The organism is Budvicia aquatica DSM 5075 = ATCC 35567, assembly GCF_000427805.1.
Taxonomy (GTDB): Bacteria; Pseudomonadota; Gammaproteobacteria; order Enterobacterales; family Enterobacteriaceae; genus Budvicia; species Budvicia aquatica.
In genome coordinates this window covers 52,273-73,102 of record NZ_ATYS01000010.1, presented here as the reverse complement: position 1 = coordinate 73,102, position 20,830 = coordinate 52,273, and the positions used below count along the sequence as shown (strand labels likewise).

The 20,830-nt window shown below is 49.7% G+C and carries 16 protein-coding genes; 5 read left to right on the top strand and 11 right to left on the bottom strand.

The features are described from left to right. Positions 1-24 precede the first annotated feature (24 nt). Positions 25-870 carry a sel1 repeat family protein gene (locus YWE_RS0106310; protein WP_029093760.1) on the top strand — a complete coding sequence of 282 codons (846 nt, stop codon included), beginning with the start codon at positions 25-27 and terminating at the stop codon, positions 868-870. Between the two features lie 292 nt (positions 871-1,162). Then, complete coding sequence (locus tag YWE_RS0106305) at positions 1,163-2,848, top strand: molecular chaperone HscC (protein WP_029093759.1); 1,686 nt, start codon at positions 1,163-1,165, stop codon at positions 2,846-2,848. Positions 2,849-2,883: 35 nt separating this feature from the next. On the opposite strand, the gene YWE_RS0106300 is transcribed toward YWE_RS0106305, so the two are convergent. Beyond that, positions 2,884-3,471 (bottom strand): hypothetical protein, encoded by a 588-nt coding sequence (locus YWE_RS0106300; RefSeq protein WP_029093758.1) that lies wholly within the window; start codon positions 3,469-3,471, stop codon positions 2,884-2,886. A 181-nt stretch (positions 3,472-3,652) separates the two neighbouring features. Between YWE_RS0106300 and YWE_RS0106295 the strand changes: the two genes are divergently transcribed. Further along, positions 3,653-4,015: a hypothetical protein gene (locus YWE_RS0106295; protein ID WP_227659913.1), complete on the top strand. Its 363-nt coding sequence runs from the start codon at positions 3,653-3,655 to the stop codon at positions 4,013-4,015. Positions 4,016-4,552: 537 nt separating this feature from the next. Here YWE_RS0106295 and YWE_RS0106290 read toward each other — a convergent pair. From YWE_RS0106290 to YWE_RS0106275, 4 genes are all read right to left on the bottom strand, one after another. Next, positions 4,553-6,007 (bottom strand): NAD-dependent succinate-semialdehyde dehydrogenase, encoded by a 1,455-nt coding sequence (locus YWE_RS0106290; RefSeq protein ID WP_029093756.1) that lies wholly within the window; start codon positions 6,005-6,007, stop codon positions 4,553-4,555. Between the two features lie 173 nt (positions 6,008-6,180). Beyond that, on the bottom strand, positions 6,181-7,260 hold the full coding sequence (locus YWE_RS0106285; protein WP_029093755.1) for a tartrate dehydrogenase: 1,080 nt from the start codon (positions 7,258-7,260) through the stop codon (positions 6,181-6,183). A 64-nt stretch (positions 7,261-7,324) separates the two neighbouring features. Further along, positions 7,325-10,051, bottom strand: a complete 2,727-nt coding sequence (locus tag YWE_RS0106280; RefSeq protein ID WP_029093754.1) for a J domain-containing protein — start codon at positions 10,049-10,051, stop codon at positions 7,325-7,327. After that, entirely contained in the window at positions 10,048-10,755 is a 708-nt protein-coding gene (locus YWE_RS0106275; protein WP_029093753.1) for a DUF1266 domain-containing protein, read from the bottom strand. Before YWE_RS0106275 ends, YWE_RS0106280 begins: the two co-directional genes overlap by 4 nt. A gap of 336 nt (positions 10,756-11,091) precedes the next feature. Between YWE_RS0106275 and YWE_RS0106270 the strand changes: the two genes are divergently transcribed. Next, on the top strand, positions 11,092-12,339 hold the full coding sequence (locus tag YWE_RS0106270; protein WP_051323236.1) for an MFS transporter: 1,248 nt from the start codon (positions 11,092-11,094) through the stop codon (positions 12,337-12,339). A 109-nt stretch (positions 12,340-12,448) separates the two neighbouring features. Here the strand turns inward: YWE_RS0106270 and recG are convergent, their stop codons facing one another. The 5 genes from recG to gmk are packed head-to-tail and all read right to left on the bottom strand — an operon-like array spanning position 12,449 to position 18,326. Continuing rightward, the gene (gene recG / locus YWE_RS0106265) at positions 12,449-14,530 is read right to left on the bottom strand and encodes an ATP-dependent DNA helicase RecG (RefSeq protein ID WP_029093751.1); all 2,082 of its coding nucleotides are present in this window, start codon (positions 14,528-14,530) and stop codon (positions 12,449-12,451) included. 1 nt (position 14,531) lies between these two features. Next, positions 14,532-15,239, bottom strand: coding sequence for a tRNA (guanosine(18)-2'-O)-methyltransferase TrmH (gene trmH, locus YWE_RS0106260; RefSeq protein ID WP_029093750.1), 708 nt, complete (start codon positions 15,237-15,239; stop codon positions 14,532-14,534). Between the two features lie 5 nt (positions 15,240-15,244). Next, positions 15,245-17,353, bottom strand: a complete 2,109-nt coding sequence (spoT, locus tag YWE_RS0106255) for a bifunctional GTP diphosphokinase/guanosine-3',5'-bis pyrophosphate 3'-pyrophosphohydrolase (RefSeq protein ID WP_029093749.1) — start codon at positions 17,351-17,353, stop codon at positions 15,245-15,247. A gap of 19 nt (positions 17,354-17,372) precedes the next feature. Further along, on the bottom strand, positions 17,373-17,648 hold the full coding sequence (rpoZ, locus tag YWE_RS0106250) for a DNA-directed RNA polymerase subunit omega (RefSeq protein ID WP_029093748.1): 276 nt from the start codon (positions 17,646-17,648) through the stop codon (positions 17,373-17,375). A 54-nt stretch (positions 17,649-17,702) separates the two neighbouring features. Beyond that, positions 17,703-18,326 carry a guanylate kinase gene (gene gmk / locus YWE_RS0106245; protein ID WP_029093747.1) on the bottom strand — a complete coding sequence of 208 codons (624 nt, stop codon included), beginning with the start codon at positions 18,324-18,326 and terminating at the stop codon, positions 17,703-17,705. Positions 18,327-18,616: 290 nt separating this feature from the next. Between gmk and ligB the strand changes: the two genes are divergently transcribed. Next, positions 18,617-20,323: an NAD-dependent DNA ligase LigB gene (gene ligB / locus YWE_RS0106240; protein WP_029093746.1), complete on the top strand. Its 1,707-nt coding sequence runs from the start codon at positions 18,617-18,619 to the stop codon at positions 20,321-20,323. Here ligB and YWE_RS0106235 read toward each other — a convergent pair. Then, positions 20,320-20,823 carry a GNAT family N-acetyltransferase gene (locus YWE_RS0106235; RefSeq protein WP_211230994.1) on the bottom strand — a complete coding sequence of 168 codons (504 nt, stop codon included), beginning with the start codon at positions 20,821-20,823 and terminating at the stop codon, positions 20,320-20,322. The two genes, ligB and YWE_RS0106235, sit on opposite strands and share 4 nt — an antisense overlap. Between the last annotated feature and the right edge of the window lie 7 nt (positions 20,824-20,830).

Sequence of the window (20,830 nt, the reverse complement as noted above, 5' to 3'; positions counted from 1 at the left end):
ATATGGCTTAGCGGAAGATAAACAATGACCACAGAGTCCCAGATTGCTGCACGTATTTTATCGGACCAAGAGGTTGAAGCCTATGACTTGGACAGCCTCCCGGTTCAGGCTTCAATTGACCTCAATAATCTTTATGATCTGCCGCCTGAACTCAGAGAACCGGTGCTTATCAGCATGGCTGAACAAAGTGGCGATTTGGCCTGCATGTTGGCACTGACCGATCTTTATCTGATAGAAAAAGATCAACCTGAACTGGCTAAGCCATGGCTCGACAAAATGCTGGCTCAGGATTATCTGCCCGCCTATGCCTCTGAAGCACAGATGTACATGTTTGGTAAATATTATCAGCAGGACTTGGATAAGGCGATTACGCTGTTTGAACGGTTGGCTGAACGCTATATCGCTGCTGAGGATTATCAGCAATACGCTGCACCTCTGGCCTTCTGTTACCTTTCTCTGGCTCAGATCTATCAGGCTCAGCAAAATATCGCGATGATGATGATGCACTATTTCAACGCGTTGCAGTTGAGTGATAGTGAAACCGCTGACCATTTAGCCAATATGTTCCACCCTGAAATTGACGTCGACCCGGCGAGTAAATCGTTGCTGGTGGTACTGCACTGCGTTTTTCTGACCCTGGCCGCCGATTTTATACATCAGCGATGTGATGCTGTTGATGATGACCAACAGCGTAATATTATGCTGCTTAACTATGTGGCGAAAAAAGGTGAGACTCTGGAGACAATTGCCAGCTATGAGCTGACCGCCAAGCAGAGCCAGCAGGCTGACGCGTTGGTGAAGGCTTGGCACGACGGAGATCATCAGTTGTTGATTGAAGCGGCGATGGAGTATGTGAACGGGGCTAGTTGAGTGTTTAATAGCATTGGATAACTTTAGTCAGGCCAAGGCGTTCAAGCCTTAGCCTGTCGTTTCCAGTTTACTCAATGTTTCGGCCTTTGGTTTTACTTCGCTAAATGAGTGGTTGCTTGCGCAATGGCTCATTTTAGCCGAGTAGGTTCCTGCTTGCTGGATGTCTTAAAAATCCGTCTGGTTTTACGCTAATTTTGTCGCCTAAAGCCGCTCGGAATACCCCTTATAGGTTTGATCCAAACTCCCTACCCCGATATGATATAACGCAATGGAATCGAGTGAGGTTAGGGTCATGAGTGGAGCACAATCGTCTATACCAGCAATTGGTATTGATTTAGGGACAACCAATAGTCTTATCAGCCTTTGGAAAGATGGCAAACCTCATCTTATACCCAACTCATTGGGTGAGTTTCTGACCCCATCGGTGATTAGCCTGGACGAAGACGGAACGGTGTTAATCGGCCGCCCGGCACTGTCTCGCATGACGACTCACCCGGAAAAAACCGCAGCGCTATTTAAGCGCTATATGGGAACCAACAAGCAGTTTAAGTTGGGAACTAAATCCTTTAGCGCTCCGGAACTCTCTGCGCTGGTGCTTAAATCTCTCAAAGCCGATGCGGAAGCCTTAATCGGGCATCCGGTGAGTGACGTGGTTATCTCCGTTCCGGCCTATTTCAGTGATGAACAGCGTAAGCAAACCCGATTTGCCGCAGAACTGGCAGGGCTGAACGCCGTCCGTTTAATCAACGAACCGACAGCTGCCGCAATGGCCTATGGCCTGCACACCCAAGAGTTTGGTCGTACGCTGGTCTTCGATCTGGGGGGCGGCACCTTTGACGTTACGGTGCTTGAATATGCGCTGCCGCTGATCGAAGTCCACTCATCGGCCGGTGATAACTACTTGGGGGGTGAAGACTTTACCCGAGCGCTGGTGAAAGCCTGTCTGAGCGAATGGAAGCTGGCTGAAAGTGATATTACGCCGGAGGCGTTGGCCCGCCTGAGTGATACCGCAGAACAGATTAAATGTCAGTTAACTACGCAGGAATTGACCCTGAGCTGGAACTGGCAGGACCAAGAGTACAATTTCACCTTTGATGAGAAAACGGCCGAAAAATTCTGGCTTCCGCTGCTTAACCGCTTACGCGCCCCGATCGAACAGGCTTTGAGTGATGCCCGGTTGCAGCCCCAGCAATTAGATAATTTGGTGCTGGTGGGCGGAGCTTCCCGCTTAGGTGTGATTCAGCGAATGGTTGTGCGTTTGTTCGGTAAATTACCTCATCAGCATCTGGATGCCAGTACGATTGTGGCATTAGGTGCCTCAGTTCAAGCCGCCTGTCGTCTGCGTGATGAAAATATTGATGAAGTTATCCTGACGGACGTTTGTCCTTATAGCTTGGGGATCGCAGTTAATAAAAATAACAGTTCCGGCTTTTTCTCGCCGATTATTGAACGTAACACTGTAGTACCGACTTCGCGGGTTGAGACATTCAGTACCGGTCATCCGGAACAAAGTCATATTCGGGTTGCTGTTTATCAGGGTGAAAGCCCGAGAGTTGAAAACAATATTCTGGTTGAAGAGTTTGAAGTGCCGGTAAAACCAAACGGTAAGATTCAGGCGATAGATATTCGTTTTAGTTACGATATCAACGGTTTGCTTGAGGTGGATGTTAATCTGCTGGATACCGGTGAAAGTCATACTAAAGTTATCGACCATAACCCGGTTGGCCTTACTGATGCTCAGCGCCAAGAAAGCCATGAGCGTTTGAAATCATTGAAAATTCATCCGCGGGATACCATGGTTAACCGTGCGCTGCTGGCCCGGCTGGAAAGAGCCTGGTCCCAGTCATTGGGTGATATGCGTACCCAAATTGGTATTTGGTTGCAGGAATTTGATGCCACGCTGGCCGAGCAAAAAGAAGAAGAAATTGTACTGGTTCGAGAGCGTCTGGCGGACTATCTGGAATCGATGAAGATGTAATATCTGCGGCCGAAAGGCCGCATTTTTTTACGTTATCAAGCTGCGATGTTAGGTTCAGCAGCCATCTTTTGTAGAATAAAAGCGTTCACTTCAATGCTGTTATAGCCCTCAAGATCTTCAGGTATCCACAGAAATCCGTTTGGGTAGATCGCAATATAATCAATGCCCTTATGGCTAGCCAAATCACTGACCGCTAGCCATGGATATATGACTATTCCCTTGGTAGTGACTGATTTTAGGCCTTTCTCCCCTAAGACTAGGGTGTATCCGTTTAGGCATGACGCTATATCGGAATATCGTTTTTTGGTTCGGCGTTTAGAACTTATAACACCCATAATAATGGGAAATAAAAACAGTAGAGCAAAAAGAAACAGGTATACACCCAATATTGTCCTGTCCGATCTCTCGGTTACTATCTGGATTGAGAACATTACCCCAATAGCAATGACCAACCATATAATCAGGTTATTGATTGATTGAAAAATGGATCTTGGCGCCTCAAGAGGCTGCATGGTTATTGCACTGCCTTTGCAATAACGCTCAAACGACAGGCCGGGTACGTTGAAGGTATATCTGACGGGGCCGATATCGCCATCGAATAGTTCGGGTTGAGTATTGTCCATAATAGAGTTACCTGGTTGAGTAAATTCACCTGTCCGCTGGCGCTAATCCGGGTAGTTTATAGGGGGGATGGCCATTTTCCTAGTGCGGATGTTGGCGGGGTTGGTATCAATTTATATTGTTAATAGATTAATTTTATAGGGAGATAAGACAAATTTGATGTGTGATCATGACTTAATATTAATGATTAAAAATTATGTCCAACGTTGCGGCCTGCAGGACTTCTCCATTTTCCGCTATGACCCCGGGCGACTAATTATCAGTGGGAGTAACGATCGCTCCTATTACCATACTCTGGAAATTATTGCCGAAAACCCGATTTATATACAGGGTGAGATGGATTGGTATTGCGATGTGGACAGTGACTTTATCAGGGCGAACGTAGGCCTGCCCGCGGGTGATATCAGAAAGCTTGATTTATATTCCGATGACGGGCTTGCGTTTAGCGTCACCGCCGAAAGCTTTAAGGTGAATTTTGACCGGGTTTTTTATTACCAACGTGAGAATCTCCAGCCCGGCGAACGGCTGGCGTATTGGGTTGAGTGAGGGCGCTTGAGTCCCTAGGTTATTAGGCCGTGCTCTTTAGTTATTGAGCCAAAATCATAATGTGAATGACAGCTACTGTCGTGAGTCATCCTCCCCATTGCCCCAAGGGCGTCATCCCCGTGAAAACGCGCTACCGTCCGGGATAAATACAACAATATGTTGGTTTTAAAAGGGTCAAACGTAGGGAGAGCTTTACTGGCTACTTCCTGCCGCCAGCCCTTTGGGCCAACACTCCGTGTTGTTCAATGCCGTTCCCTACGGCTTTGTCCGTTGGGGGCGTAGCGGCGAAAGCCGCCGGGTCGCCCGTAGGAAAGGTAGGGCCGGAGCCCATTGTGCTTAAAAATATCGCCCCTCGGCCGCTAGAAAAAGATTATATTTCGACATTCTTTTTGCGGACGAAATTTACGATAAAACTAAATTGAATCATTTTGTCATCAATTGGTTGAAGTGGACTCTATTTATCCCGGACAGCAGCGCGTGAAAACGGGGGATCCAGCACTTGAACTTGGCCGTAATGCTATTCAGGCGCCTGTGTTTCTAACCCAAATTGCCCTGACACAAATACTTCAGTTCTAAATAGTCATCAATGCCGTATTCGGAACCTTCCCGGCCAAGCCCTGACTGCTTAACGCCGCCGAACGGGCTGACTTCATTAGAGATCAGACCGGTATTGATACCGACCATACCGTATTCCAGCGCTTCACTGACCCGCCAGATTCGGGCCGGGTTGTTGCTATAAAAATAACTGGCAAGGCCGTAAATAGTATCGTTAGCCAGCCGGATAACTTCATCTTCATCATCAAAGACGACCAGCGGTGCGACCGGGCCAAAAATTTCATCTTCCAGCAGTTTAGATCCGGGGCGGACGTTGCCCAGCACTGTCGGGGTGACAAAGTTGCCGCCCAGCGGATGCGGCTCGGCACCGGTTAATACCTCTGCTCCGCGGGAAATGGCGTCGGCAGTCAGCTCGCTGACTTTATCTACCGCTTTTTGGTGGATTAGCGGCCCGATATCCACGCCGCTCTCCAAACCGCTACCGACCTTAAGTTCGCGCACTCTGCGGGTAAACAGCTCGGCAAACTGGTTATACACATCACGATGAATGTAGAAACGGTTGACGCAGACACAGGTTTGCCCGGCGTTACGGAATTTCCCGGCGATGGCACCTTCAACCGCCGCCGGAATATCGGCATCGTTAAAGACAATAAACGGGGCGTTGCCGCCCAGCTCCAGAGAAACCTTTTTAACCGTGTCTGAACACTGGCGCATCAATAATCGGCCAATGCCGGTTGAACCGGTAAAGCTCAGCTTGCGTACCTCTGGATGAGCGGTCAGTACGCCGCCGATTTGGCTGGCACTACCGGTAACAACGTTAAATACGCCCGCCGGAATTCCTGCTCTGCGGGCCAGTTCGGCCATTGCCAGTGCAGAATAAGGCGTTTCGCTGGCGGGTTTGAGTACCATGGTACAACCCGCTGCCAGAGCCGGACCGGCTTTACGGGTAATCATTGCTGCCGGAAAGTTCCACGGCGTAATGGCAGCGCACACGCCGATGGCTTGTTTAATCACCATCAGCCGCTTATCCGGCGAAGGTGAAGGAATAACGTCACCATTGGTTCGTTTACACTGTTCGGCAAACCATTCGATAAAGGAGGCGGCATAACGGACTTCGCCTTCGGCTTCTGCCAGCGGTTTTCCCTGTTCACGGGTCATTATCATGGCTAAGTCTTTGCTGTGCTCCAGCATCAGATCAAACCATTTACGCAGCAGCGAAGCGCGTTTTTGGGCCGGCATGGTTTTCCAGCCGGGAAGGGCAAGGCGCGCGGCTTCCACTGCCATTAGCGTGTCATTTTCATCCATATCGGGAATCTGCCCCAGCGTTTGGCCGGTGGCCGGGTCAGTCACATCAATGTGGTTGCCACTTCCGGTATCAAGCCAGATACCGTTAATAAAAGCCTGCTGTTTAAACAGCGATTGATCGGTTAATTGCATGGTGATGACCTCCGTCAGTTTCCGTCGCCGGTAAAGCCTGAGAGCCGACTTTTGAAAGGAATAGTGGATACGGCAACGGGTATAAAAGTAAGTACACAAAGCGCAGATAAAACGGTTGAGATTCTGGGGTGGCGTACAACCACCCCATTAACCATGGACCGGAATATTAATAATTACAAATATCGAGCTATCGATTCCCCGACTTCCTGAGTCGATGCCGTTCCGCCTAAGTCGCGGGTACATTGGCCCTGAGCGATGGTTTGTTCAATGGCCGACATAATACCGTCATGGGCTGCCTGATAACGCTCATCGCCCTGGCCTAAGAAGCTTAGCATCATGGCACCGGTCCAGATCATGCCAATTGGATTGGCAATATTCTGGCCGTAAATATCCGGGGCAGAACCGTGAACCGGTTCAAACATCGACGGGAAGTTACGTTCTGGATTCAGGTTAGCCGACGGAGCAATGCCGATAGTCCCTGCGCATGCCGGGCCGAGGTCTGACAGAATATCGCCAAACAGATTTGATGCGACGACCACGTCAAAACGTTCCGGCGTTAGGACAAAACGGGCGCAAAGAATATCAATATGTTGTTTATCCCAGCTGATATCCGGGTAGTTTTCAGCCATCAGGGCTAAGCGCTCGTCCCAATAGGGCATACTGATTGCCATACCGTTAGACTTAGTGGCTGAAGTCAGTTTCCGGCGCGGGCGCGTTTGGGCTAGCTCAAAGGCATATTTCAGAATGCGGTCAACGCCATGGCGGCTGAAAATTGACTCTTGAACGACAAACTCGCGCTCGGTTCCCTCAAACATCCTGCCGCCGAGGGAAGAGTATTCCCCTTCGGTATTTTCACGCACCACGTAAAAATCAATATCTCCGGGCTTTTTATCCGCCAGCGGACAGGGGACTCCGGGGAACAGGCGCACCGGGCGCAGGTTAACGTATTGATCGAACTCTCGGCGAAACTTAAGCAGTGAGCCCCAGAGAGAGATATGGTCCGGTACCTTTTCCGGCCAGCCAACGGCACCGAAATAGATAGCATCAAATGATTTGAGCTGCTCAAACCAGTCATCGGGCATCATCTGCCCGTGAGTCTGGTAATAGTCACAGCTGGCCCATTCAAAGGTTTCAAAGGATAAATTGAGGTTCCAGCGTTTAGCTGCCGCTTCTAAAACGCGAATACCTTCGGGTAACACTTCTTTGCCGATACCGTCGCCGGGAATAGCGGCAATTCTGTAGGTTTTGTTCATCGCTGCCTCTTAGAGCCCGTTGCCGGGCCCTTCTTGATTAAATTAAACCAACAGGCGCTTATCCCTATGAACGATTAAACCATCCGCTGGCCGGTGGTCCGGCCTTAGTGGCTGAGGGCACGCCCTGCTTAAATAACAGAAATAATATGACCGGTGGAAATACAATGCTTATCAATATCAAACCAATCTTAACGGGTGTTGCATAATCTAAATCATTTAACCGCCGGATTTGTGCACTCAGTGCGTTTACCAGTAAATAAACCAACAGCAATAGCTGCCCGCTGACGGCGCTACTTGAGCGACTCATTAAATATGCCAAGATAAAGGAGGCAAGGGAACCTAAGACTAATTGAGCCGCAAATCCGGTACGGTTGAGCCGTGAGTTTAAGCGCCAGAACTCCCAGACTTTGCTCGGCTGGCTATGGCTTGCCTTACCGGTCTGTTTTGAGCGCGAAGAAGACGTCAGTAACATCATCTTCGCCGCTAAGCGCAGTGCGATATCCTGTTCAACGTTTGACTGCCCGTCGAGTAATATTTTTTTCTGTGCTTCGGAAAGTGTACGGTGTACATCATTATTCAGTCTGATAATGGCATCAGCCAGTGCAGATAAGAACGTTTTGTTGCCGTGTTTTGATAAGGTAAACGGCTTGGAATTCAGCAGGGCTTTCTTCAGATCTTTGTCTTCTTCGCCGCCCGGCTCAATCTCTTCTATTAGCTGAGTAAAGCGGTCGGTCCGGCTATTGATTCCGTGATAACCGCAGGCAGCATAGAAAATCATTTGGCTTAAGGCCGGCGTAGCCCATATTCTTTCGCGCCACTCTTGGCTGGTCATGTAGAAGTGGTCGGTAGAATAAGAGATGGTCACCTGCTCGCTGTCGAGGAAGTTTTCCGGCGTAATCGGTAAACGAGTCCATGAATGATACTGCAGGATATTGCTGAGCTGCAGTTTATCCCGATACTGATGTACCAGATCGCCTTGGGTCGGATTAAGAGATTTAATCAGCTGATAGAACACATAGGCCGGATGCTCTTGGGGAAGATTTAAGCGTTCTATTTGATGAATCATCTCAAGAGATTCAGCCGGTTTCTCTAACAGTAGCACCAGTAGATAACTGCGGCGGCACCATTCCCAATAGTCTTCGTGCTCATCCGGTTGTGGCAACAGGGTATTGTTATTGAGCGCAATAAAGCAGATCCAGTCATAGCTGATATCTAAATTATCCGAAAACAGTTCACACTGATAGAGCCGTTCCAGTTCTTTAGGGCTCATCCAACGGCGCTGCGCCAGCCAGTTAATACACTGACGATAGGCATCTGAATTGCGATCGCTGAAAATATCCGGCAGGGTGCCCAAATGCCGTTCATATAGCCAGCTGGTGAAAATAGAGACCACGGCAGAGGTTTGTAGCCAGGTTAACCTTTGCTGAGCCTGATGTTTCAGCCCTTTAAGGATTAGTGCATCCAGCGGATCTGAAGGTCTTTTTTCATCCAGAATTTGCTGTAACAACCTCTCCTCACCCAGCGTCAGCATACTGGCATGGCGATAATAACGCAGCAGCGGGTCCGAGCCGTCATCCTGTATTAAGTGCCGCAGAATTTTGTGTTGCAGTGAATCACTTAGCCGCCATGCGACGTAATCCTGTGCCAGTTGAGGTAATTCAGACTGAGCCGCCAAGCCCCAGCGAGCTAAGGTTGTTGTCGTTTGCGTCGGGGTAATGTAATTCTGTTCCATCGCATCAATATTCACCCCTTGAGCTGAGGCATATTGCGGGCGATCAAACGCCTGAATCAGCAAGGGTAAACGTTCCGGTGAATGGTTCAGACACCAGGTAATCAGCCACTCTTCGGCGGCGGCATGTTGCTCTTTGGTGTGCAGGCGGATCCAGTAGGGCAGAGCGCGCTCGTCATTACCAGCCAGTGAGCACTGCGAAGCGTACAGATACAGCCAGTTATTGCTGTCCGGTTCATCAGCCAGCCTTTGCAGGCAATAGTCAGCCAGTTCTTGATAGCCTAAACCGGCATGAGAATACCAGCGCGGCAGTAGCTCTTTGAGTTCAGGGATATCCGGCCAATAGACTGCGGTATTCATCTGCAAATAGGCTTTCAGCATCCATGCGGGTTTTTCCCAGAACAGATACTGGATGTAGTTGAAGTACTGCACACAGTCGGTTTGGGCCCCCAGACTCATCTCTGATAGGATCTCGAAATCGAAGATATCGCCCTTTTCCAGAAAATCCAAATAGCGGCCCATATAATGCGCCTGTTCATCTGACAGCTCGGTTAAACGCTGTTTCCAGCGCATCCGTTCTGCCAGAATTAAGGCGCATTTCTTAGAGATGCAATCGGTGTCGTAGCACTTCTTCAGCAGTCGCCAGCGTAGCTGGTCAATGACTTCAAATGAGTTGAGATCCAATGACTGAATATATTCATGCCAGCCTTCAGGGGTGTAGCGTTTGTCAGGTCGGGTTTGCAGGATATCAAACTCAGCCAGCATCTGGTCGATAGCGGCCTGCTCCGGGTGAGGTTCGCTGCTATCTTCTGGCTGTTGTTCACTCTCATCGGTGCGCAGCAGTTTTTGTTCGAATTCTTCTTTGGGCGACAGCGCTGAGACAGGGACAAATTCAGCCTGAATCCCCTTTTTCGCCTCTTCATAGGCGTGGCGTAAATCCTGAAACCCCTGAGGGTTAGTTTCCGGGTGATATTCCGGCAGTTTTTTTCGATAAGCATTACGGATAATATCCTGATCGTCCGTAGGTTCTATCCCTAGCATTTCCCAACAGTTCAGGCTCATGACCAGTCAACCTCGCTGAGTGATTCCGGCTTATCGATGTCAATTATTTCAATATCCCAAGCAACGCTAAGGTAGGGGCTATCCGGGCGGGTGAACAGGTTACGGATGACGCTAACGTTAGTATCCAGTTTACCTTTGTTGTGTAAGGCATAGCGCTTGTAGCGATCGCGTTCTTCATTCAGGCTCAGCCAGAAGGCCCGGCCGGTCAGAAAGCCGTTGGTATATTGCTGCCAACTGTCGTAATAGTGGCGGGCACGACTGGCAATACGGCTTTGAAACCACAGGCTTTCCCGCTCAGTAAACCAGCCGTTTAATACGCCGATGCGGCAAAGATATCCCATGCGACTCAGGTCCCAAGCCTGAATGCCACCGGATCCGCAGATGCCTGCGGTTTCAGCGACAAACTCCAGCAGTATTTGCCTTGGCTCTTCCTGTGCGTTGACGAAGGCCTGCCAACTATCGGGCAAAATCTGATGCCATAAGAAGTAAGGATAGGCCAGCTCATCGGCGTGGCCTTCCTCAACCATACGGATAACTGTTGCGATCAAATCCTGTTTAGAGGTGATGTCCCAGCTCTCTTTTAAATCGATTGAAGAGTCTTCTGGGAAGAAGTTGGGCGCAAAATAGGAAGCACCATATTCCAGATTCAGGGCAGCAGTCGGAGCGGAAAATGTAAACAGCCAGCGTTGATATTCTTGGTCCATCAATAGGTCAACCATTCTTGTGGCACATAACCGGAAATACTACTACATAACTAATAACCGGCAAAGATGGAAAAGCCAACAATAAAACTCATTGATTATTATGGTAAATAGTCAGAAAGGATGACCAAAGCGCTGTCACTGATGTGTTTTTTGCCTGATTAAACAGCGAATGTATGGTAAATGTTTTATGCTAAACCGGTGTGGATGATTTGAAGTGTGGCTAAGGTTGGCTGCAATGGGGCGGGTTAAGCGTTTTCAGGTTGGGTCCGGGAATCATTATTGATGACTCTTTAAGGCAAGGGACGATGGTATCCGGACTTCATGTTACCTATGGGGATGAATATTTTGTTGCATGCAACTACTGAGCGAAAAGCGTTAGTTCAGAAGACGGTATCTAAGCATAAGTTGTTAACCATTGCCGGACTAGGCTGGATGTTTGATGCGCTGGACGTTGGGTTACTGTCATTCTTATTGGCAGCGTTAAAGCAAGATTGGGGATTAACCGCTCAGCAAATGGGCTGGATTGGCAGCGTTAACTCTATCGGTATGGCGGTAGGCGCTTTTCTGTTTGGCGTAATGGCCGATCGCACCGGACGTAAGTCCGCGTTTATTGTCACGCTGTTATTGTTCAGCGTTGGCAGTGGCCTGACGGCACTGGTTTCTACGCTGGGCGCACTACTGGTTTTGCGTTTTTTCATCGGAATGGGATTGGGCGGGGAACTCCCGGTCGCCTCGACGCTGGTGGCTGAAAGCGTTGAATCTCATGAGCGCGGGCGGATTGTGGTGCTGCTGGAGAGCTTTTGGGCTTTCGGCTGGCTGGCCGCGGCGCTGATTGCTTACTTTATTATTCCTGATTACGGCTGGCGGGTCGCTATGGCCATCAGTGCCTTGCCGGCGTTTTATGCCATCTATCTGCGCTGGAGCCTGCCGGATTCCCCGCGCTTTGCTCAGCTTCAAAACAGAGAAAATAAGCCATCGATACTGAAAAATATTACCGACGTATGGTCTGCCGACTACCGTCGGGCCACGATTATGCTATGGATATTGTGGTTTTGTGTGGTGTTCTCCTACTACGGCATGTTCCTGTGGTTACCGAGCGTGGTGATGCTTAAGGGCTTTAGTCTGGTGAAGAGTTTCCAGTATGTGTTGATTATGACGCTGGCTCAGTTACCGGGGTATTTCACCGCGGCGTGGTTAATTGAACGCTACGGGCGCAAGTTTGTCTTGGCGACCTACCTGACCGGAACGGCTGTTTCTGCCTACTTTTTTGGTGCTGCGGAGACGGTCAGTCAGTTATTGATCTTCGGTATGCTGTTGTCATTCTTTAATCTCGGAGCCTGGGGCGCTTTATACGCTTATACCCCGGAACAATACCCTACGGCCATTCGTGGAACCGGCGCCGGAATGGCGGCTTCCATTGGTCGGGTTGGCGGGATTTTGGGACCCTTGATGGTCGGCTACTTGGTGGCCAGCGGTAGTTCCATTACGCTAATCTTCACCCTGTTTTGCGTATCGATCATGATCGCCGTTGGCGCGGTGATTATTCTGGGCCGAGAGACTAAGCAAACTGATTTACTTGAGTAGCTATTTGGTTTGATGGCCGATTGCTCGACTAATTATGCCTGCGATATTGCGGGCATTTTTATGCGATAACGTCAGGAATATACGATAAAAGACCGATGAAGGTGTGTTGTCAGGCGTGGGTATATCGGGAGCTTTCCGGCAGCCAGCGTTCAATCAGCGCTTTAGCATGCTGAGGATGCTGCTGGTGAATATAGCGCGCGGCGCGCTGAACTTCAGGGATCATGCCCTGATCGCGCAATAAGTCGGCGACTTTAAACTCGGTTACGCCGGTCTGGCGAGTGCCCAGCAGTTCACCCGGGCCGCGGATTTCTAAATCTTTTTGAGCGATAACAAAGCCGTCGTTACTATCCCGTAGTACCTGAAGGCGTTTTTGGGCGGTTTTACTCAGCGGGGTTTTATAAAGCAGTACGCAGTGTGAAGCCACTGCCCCGCGTCCGACGCGGCCTCGTAGCTGGTGGAGCTGTGCCAGACCAAGGCGTTCAGGGTTTTCAATAATCATCAGGCTGGCATTAGGGACATCCACCCCAACTTCAATAACGGTCGTCGCAACCAGCAACTGAATTTCGCCCAGTTTAAAGGCTTGCATAATGGCCTGCTTTTCTGTGCCTTTCATCCGGCCGTGAATCAGACCAATAGTCAGTTCAGGCAGCGCCTGTTTCAAACCTTCGGCGGTCGCTTCAGCGGCCTGAGCTTCCAGCAGCTCCGACTCTTCAATCAGGGTACAAACCCAGTAGGCTTGGCGTCCTTCTTGCTTACAGGCACTTCTTACCCGCTGGATAATCTCTTCCCGACGGGAATCCGCAATAGCGACGGTAGTGACCGGGGTTCGCCCCGGAGGTAGCTCATCGATAACCGAGGTATCCATATCTGCATAGGCGGTCATGGCCAGCGTCCGTGGTATAGGTGTGGCGGTCATCACCAACTGATGCGGATGGAAGCCCTGCTCTTCGCCTTTTTCCCACAGGGCCAGCCGTTGATGAACCCCAAACCGATGCTGCTCATCGATGATCACCAGTGCCAGCCCGGAAAACTTAACCTGTTCCTGAAAAATCGCGTGAGTACCGACAATCATCGATACTTCTCCCGATGCGACAGCCGCCATCTGTTCCTGACGGGCTTTGCCTTTTTGCTTACCCGCCAGCCAGCCAACTTTAATCCCTAACGGTTCAAACCACAGGCGGAAATTATTGGCGTGTTGTTCGGCCAGGAGCTCTGTGGGTGCCATTAAGGCCACCTGCTTGCCATTTTCAATGGCGATCAGGGCAGCCAGCGCGGCAACTAAGGTCTTTCCTGAGCCGACATCGCCCTGAACCAAACGCATCATCGGAAAGGGTTTGGCCATATCCTGTTGAATATCAGTGACCACACGATTCTGAGCATTAGTCGGTTTAAACGGCAGGGCAGCCAGCATTTTCTTGATTAATATACCGCTGTCGTTCAGCGGCCATGCGTTATAGCTTTGTGCTCCGGCCCGGGCCGAAAGCATGCTTAAATTATGGGCCAGTAACTCTTCCAAAATTAAACGGCGTTGGGCAGGATGCTTTCCCTGCTCAAGATCGGTTAACTGAGTATCCGGCGGCGGGCGGTGTAGGGTTCGCAGCGCATCGGGCAGGCTGATTAAGTTAGCGCTTAGCTCCGGCGGCAGAAGCTCGCTGATGGCGCAGGTATCGAGTAATTTGAGCGCCTGATCGGTGAGCTTACGCAAAGTCGCCTGACGAACGCCTTCCGTAGTGGAGTAAACCGGCGTCAGAGATTCTTCTAATTCAATGGCGCTGTTATCACCCTGAATACGATATTCAGGATGAATAATTTCGGCGTTGTGTGCACCGCGCTTGACCTCGCCATAGGCTTTGACTCGCCTGCCCGGCGACAGGCTATTTTTCATCGCGGCATTAAAGTTGAAAAAGCGTAGCGTCAGAACGCCGGTTCCATCGGTTATCTGACAGGTCAGCATCCGGCGGCGGCCAAAGGCGATATCACTGCGAATAACTTCACCTTCAACCGTTACGTGCAGGCCCGGCAGTAAATCGCCGATAGGGTAGAGTTTGGTGCGGTCTTCATAGCGTAAAGGGAGATGGAACAGCAGGTCCTGAATATTATACAGGCCTATCTTAGCCAGCTTTTCAGCCTGACTGGCACCTACGCCGGAGAGGGTATTCAGCGAAATGGCGTCCAGCAGGCGGGCTTGCATGTCAGGCCTCTCGCTTTTTAGGCTTAAGTGCCTGCATTGCGGCCCACCAGTCTTCATCTGCAACGATCTGGCCTTGGTCATCAATATGCGGGCGCGGCAGATTTTTACGTTTGGCGACGTTAGCCAAAACCGGGTAGCCGCCTTCGAACAGAAAACGCTGCTGTTCTTCATTGTTCAGCGGACTGGCTTCACGGTTGTAGAAGCCGGCCATTTGACGCTGGCGCTGGGCTTCATACAGAATCAGGGCTGATGCAACAGAGACGTTGAGCGACTGAACCATGCCGATCATCGGAATGATGATATCTTGATCGGCCAGCGCCAGCGCTTCTTTGGTAATACCTGTTTTTTCCTGACCGAGCAGCACGCAGGTCGGGCGGGTGTAATCTATTTCGCGAAAATCGACCGCTTTATCTGACAGGTTAGTGGCCAGAATCTGCATCCCCTGCTGTTTTAAATGATCGACGGCAGCGCCGATATCCCGATGGGTCTTTACCTGCACCCAACTGTTGCTGCCTGCGGCGCTTGCAACCTGAGTTTTCATCCGGTCATGCGGCCAAACGGCATGAACTTCATGGACACCTACCGCATCTGCGGTACGTATAATCGCGGAGACGTTATGGGGTTTATGCACTTGTTCCAGACAGACCGTTAAGTCGATTTGTCTGGTGGTTAACATATGACGAATGCGGGCGTAACGTTCAGGAGACATAACAATTAATTTCGGTTGCGGGTGACTTTTATCACATCCGGCATGATTCGTATTTTGCGCATGATATTCGCCAGATGAACGCGGTTAAGCGTGGTTAATCGGATAAAGGCAACATAAACCCGGCCATCTTTCTCTTCCGTATTCAGGCTCTGAATATTGGATTTAGCCGAATTAATTTCTGCGGTCAGATTAGCCAGTACGCCCTGATGATTGAACATCTCGACTTTGATTTCGGCAATAAATTCTTGCTCGGTATCTTCAGCCCACTCGACGGCCATGAATTTTTCCGGCTCTTTTTGGTAGCCGCGAATATTTCGACAGGACTCATGGTGAATAACCAGGCCTTTACCCGGGCTAACGTGTGCAATGATCGGGTCACCCGGAATAGGGCGACAGCACTTAGCAAAGGTCAGCAGAATGCCGTCAGCGCCGCGAATAGCCAGCTTACGGCCATTGGTTGGCTGTTCGACTTCGAGGTTCTCTTCATTCAGCAGATTCTTAGCAATCATCACGCTCATGACGTTACCCAGGCCAATTTCAGCCAGCAGATCGTCAAGGGTTGCCAATTTCAGGCGTTTGAGTTCGCGGTTAAGATTTTGCGGTTCGATATCTGCAATTTTGCGGCCTTGGCCTAATGCGTGGTTGAGCAACCTGCGCCCTAAGCCAATGGAGTCGTCACGCTTGAGGTTTTTCAACATCTGACGAATTTTGGTTCGGGCTTTAGAACTGACCACGAAATTCAGCCAGGCGGCATTCGGGCGAGCGCCCGGCGCAGTGATGATCTCAACCGTTTGACCATTATGCAGTTCTTGAGACAGCGGATAAGGCTGGCGATCAACGCGGGAACCTACGCAGGCATGGCCGATATCGGTATGAACGGCATAGGCGAAGTCGACCGGTGTCGCTCCTGCCTGTAGTTCGACAATTCGGCCCTTCGGCGTGAAAACGTAAATCTCGTCGGGGAACAGGTCGGATTTAACGCTTTCAATAAATTCAAATGAGTTACCGGCACTTTGCTGTAATTCGAGCAGGCTTTGCATCCAGCGCTGCGCACGAATTTGTGCCGCGGTGCCTGATTCGCCCTTCTCTTTATACGCCCAGTGAGCAGCAACGCCCATCTCCGCCATCTGGTCCATGTCTTCAGTCCGAATTTGTACCTCAACCGGAACGCCATGAGGGCCAATCAGAGAGGTATGCAGCGACTGGTAGCCGTTAGCTTTGGGTATAGCGATATAATCTTTAATTCTGCCCGGGCGGGGTTTATACAGGCTGTGAGCCTGGCCTAATGCGCGATAGCAGGTATCCACTTCATTAACGATAATGCGAAACGCATAGATATCCATAATGGAGTGAAAACGCTGTTCTTTATGGTGCATTTTCCGGTAGATGGAATAAAGGTGTTTTTCCCGACCGCTTACGCGACAGGGGATACCAGCCTCTTTTAATCGGCCATCAATCTCAGAGAGGATTTTTTGGATCATCTCTTTACGGTTACCGCGGGCGGCTTTAACCACCTCTTTCAAAACGCGATAACGATTTGGATACAGGGCTTCAAAACCCAATTCTTCCAGTTCGATTTTTAGATGATGTATACCCAGACGATGGGCTAAAGGACTGTATATTTCCAGGGTTTCACGGGCAATACGGCGGCGTTTGTCCGGGCGAAGTGCACCCAGCGTACGCATATTATGCGTGCGGTCAGCCAGCTTGATCAGAATGACGCGGATATCCTGCACCATCGCCATGATCATTTTGCGAAAGTTTTCGGCCTGAGCCTCTTTCTTGTCCTGGAACTTGAGCTTATCCAGCTTCGAGACACCGTCGACCAGTTCGGCAACGCTTTTTCCAAAGCGTTGTTCAACATCCTTATAGGTTACGGATGTATCTTCGATTGTGTCATGGAGTAATGCGGCGGTTAGCGTTTCATAATCCAAGCGCATGCCGGCAAGAATACCGGCAACTGCAACAGGATGGGTTATGTAAGGTTCACCGCTGGATCGGGTCTGCCCTTCATGGGCATCACGCGCGACAATATATGCCTGTTTGAGGCACTCAATTTGCTCGTCCGGCAAGTATTGTTTAGCCAGTATATTAAGGCTTTCAAACAGGTACAATGTAGTTACGCAGCCCTAATTAACGACGGCCTTCAGCAATGGCGGTGACTGCTTGCATCTCTGCTGCATCCTGCTCTTGCTGTTCCTGACGTGCGTGTGAATCCAGAATTTGACCGGTGATCAGGCCTTCTTCAATTTCACGCAGTGCAATAACGGTATATTTGTCGTTCTCTTCCGGAACGAGGGAATCTTTACCCTGAATCTGAAGTTGACGAGCCCGGCGAGCCGCGACCAAAACCAGGTCAAAGCGGTTACCAATTTTTTCTACAGCGTCTTGTACGGTTACGCGTGCCATAATGGTGAAACTCCACAGATAAAGAAAAGACTGGGCATGATACTTAAACCGGCCTCAGTCTGCCAACAGTTTGCTGATTAAAGCTTCATTTCGCTGCTTTTGACGTTCTAACAGCAACCGTTCAGTACGAATGATTGCTTTTAGGTCATGTAGCGCTAAATCAAAGTCATCATTAATAATCAGATAATTGTACTCTGCATAGTGAGAAATTTCTTGTACGGCTTTATCCATACGTTTAGCGATAATTTCGTCACTATCTTGCCCTCTGCCCTGAAGGCGCCGCGCCAGCTCGTCTTTTGACGGTGGCAGAATAAAGATGCTGCGGCTGTTAGGCATTTTTTCCCGAATCTGGCGGGCACCCTGCCAGTCGATATCCAGAAAAACGTCAATACCCTGAGACAGAACGCGTTCAATTCTTGGTCTTGACGTGCCGTAATAATTACCAAAAACTTCAGCGTATTCTAAAAATGCATCTTGTTTAATGAGCTGCTTAAATTCATCAACGGACACGAAATAATAATGCTCTCCCTCAACTTCTCCCGGACGCTTCTCCCGGGTCGTGTGGGAAATAGAAACCTGCATATCGTAAGCTGGCTGAGTTTTAAATAGAGCCTGAATAAGGCTGGATTTCCCTGCACCACTAGGGGCGGAGATAATATAAAGTGTACCTTTAGCCATCATTGTGTCTGTTTGCTGTTGTTGAATTGTCTGAATAGAAGCGTGCAAAATCCCTACATAGTATACACCGCTGCGGCAAAGCATAAAGCGCCGTCACACAATAACGGATAATTTTTATTAAATTCCCCTTTGTTAACGCTTATTTCGATGTATTTTACAAAATTATTTTGGATTACATTCTTTTCAAATTCTTTTTACGCACATTATTCCAGCCGCTCTTTTTCTTGCTATTAGTCTGAGGTCATTTTGATTCCAATATGCCTTTCTGACGTAAGAGGTAGGGGTGTTGGATGACATTATTTATCAAGTTACTGATCGGGCTACTATTACTTTATTTAAATAGTTATGCGGTATCGGGGCAGGACCATCAGGATTGCCCGACATGGAATAAAGCACAGGCTATCAGAGAAGTGAACGTGCTGGATGCTCAATTGGCACGTTGGGATAAGACCTACTATTTTCAGGGCATTTCTCAGGTTGATGACGATATTTACGACCATCTGCTTCAGCAGCGGGCGCTATGGCGCGGCTGTTTTCCTCAGTGGGTTTCGGCGGAGGTACCTGCCAGTAGTGAAACGCCTGATTTTCCTTTACGGCATCCTGTCGTTCATACCGGATTAATCAAGTTAGCGAATATTCAGGCCGTAATGCACTGGATCAGTCAACGTAATAACCTGTGGATTCAGCCCAAGATTGATGGCGTTGCCGTTACGCTGATATATCAAAATGGTCGATTGAGCTCGGCAATCAGCCGGGGTAATAATACTCAAGGCGAAGACTGGACGGCTCATGCGCTGAATCTTAAAGGTATTCCAAGGCAAATTCGAACTGAGCGTAGCCGGTTAGTGGTTCAGGGGGAGTTGTTCTGGCGGATGGACAATCATATTCAACGGCGGGATGGCGGACAGAATGCCCGCTCTAAAGTTGCGGGTGCGATGGTTAGTCAGGCGTTATCAAGTGAAGCGATCGATCGGATAGAATTTTGGCTATGGGAATGGCCGGACGGGCCGGAAGACATGGCCGATCGCATTACCCAGCTAAAAGCCATGGGATTTACCTACGGGACAGATAACACCCGTCCTGTGGCTTCATTTGAAGACGCTAACCGTTGGTATCAGCATTGGTTTAATACCGTTCTGCCTTTTGCACGTGATGGCGTGGTTATTCGGCAGGGTAATCGCCCTGCGGGTGGTTTATGGATCACTAAGCCTCCGCTATGGGTTGCGGCGTGGAAGTACCCGGCTGAGAATATTATTGCTGAAGTCCAGTCGATAGATTTTAACGTGGGTCGGACCGGACGAATCTCAGCGGTCGTTAACGTTAAGCCAGTTAAGCTGGATGATAAATGGATACGGCGAATTAGCCTCGGTTCTCCGGCACGCTGGCGGCAGTGGGATATTCATCCGGGCGATCGGGTTTCCCTGACGCTGGCCGGTCAGGCGGTTCCGCAGATCAATCAGGTAATCTGGCGATTAGAACAGCGTATTGACGTGGTAGCACCCGACGAGAATCGATATCACGCTCTGAGCTGCTGGACTGCGGCGCAAGGGTGTGAACAACAGTTTGTCTCTCGTCTGGATTGGTTGAGTGGAAAACAGGGACTCAATTTAAAAGATATTGGTCCTAAAACCTGGCAAGCGTTAGTGGCATCAGGGAAAGTGACGGATATGACATCCTGGCTGTCTTTGTCTGCCGAGGATTTGAATAGCGTACCCGGACTAGGTCAAGTGACGGCGCAAAAGGTTTACCAGCAGTTTGTTTCAGCCCGCGCCAAAGGTATCGAAAAATGGCTGCCTGCTCTGGGGTTTACCTTTATACCGGCCAAAGACTGGGGCACATTAGACTGGGCTATGCTACAGGAACGCAGCTATGACGACTGGCTGAGTGATGGGCATTTAGGTAAGAAAGGCGCAGCTCAGGCATATGAGTTTATTCATCATCCGCAGGTTGTACTGTTTGCTCAACGACTTAAGGCGATGGGCATCGCCGGTTTTTAGCCGACCTCGCGGTACATATAACAGGCACCGTTGCCATATTGGGCCAGTTTCTTATCCAACTGCGGAGTATTATCCACCGCGGTATAGCCATGACGTAGCCAGTAACTGTTAGCCTGTGCTAAGGACACCAGACTAGTGTGGGTAAACCCCTGTTGTAGTGCATGTTTCTGAGCTGAGGTAAATAGCTGTTTGCCAACGCCAAGGCCCTGAGCCGCAGGTGAAATCGCACAGTCATGAACAAACCAGCTATCGGCATAGGGGGGAATATTTTCCAACATAACGTCTAACTCTGGTGGAAAAGTACGTAGCCACGGGTATGAGATCAAATAGCCAAGCAGGGATGCTTCCCCTTCCGCTACCCAACAGTTAGCTGCTGACAACAACAGCCGATTTTGAAAGAACTCAATCCCTTCCAGAAGATCGGCGTGATAAACCGAGGCTTGAATGTGAAGCACATTGCTTAAATCAACCGATGTCATCGGGCGGATATAATAACGCACAGAATAA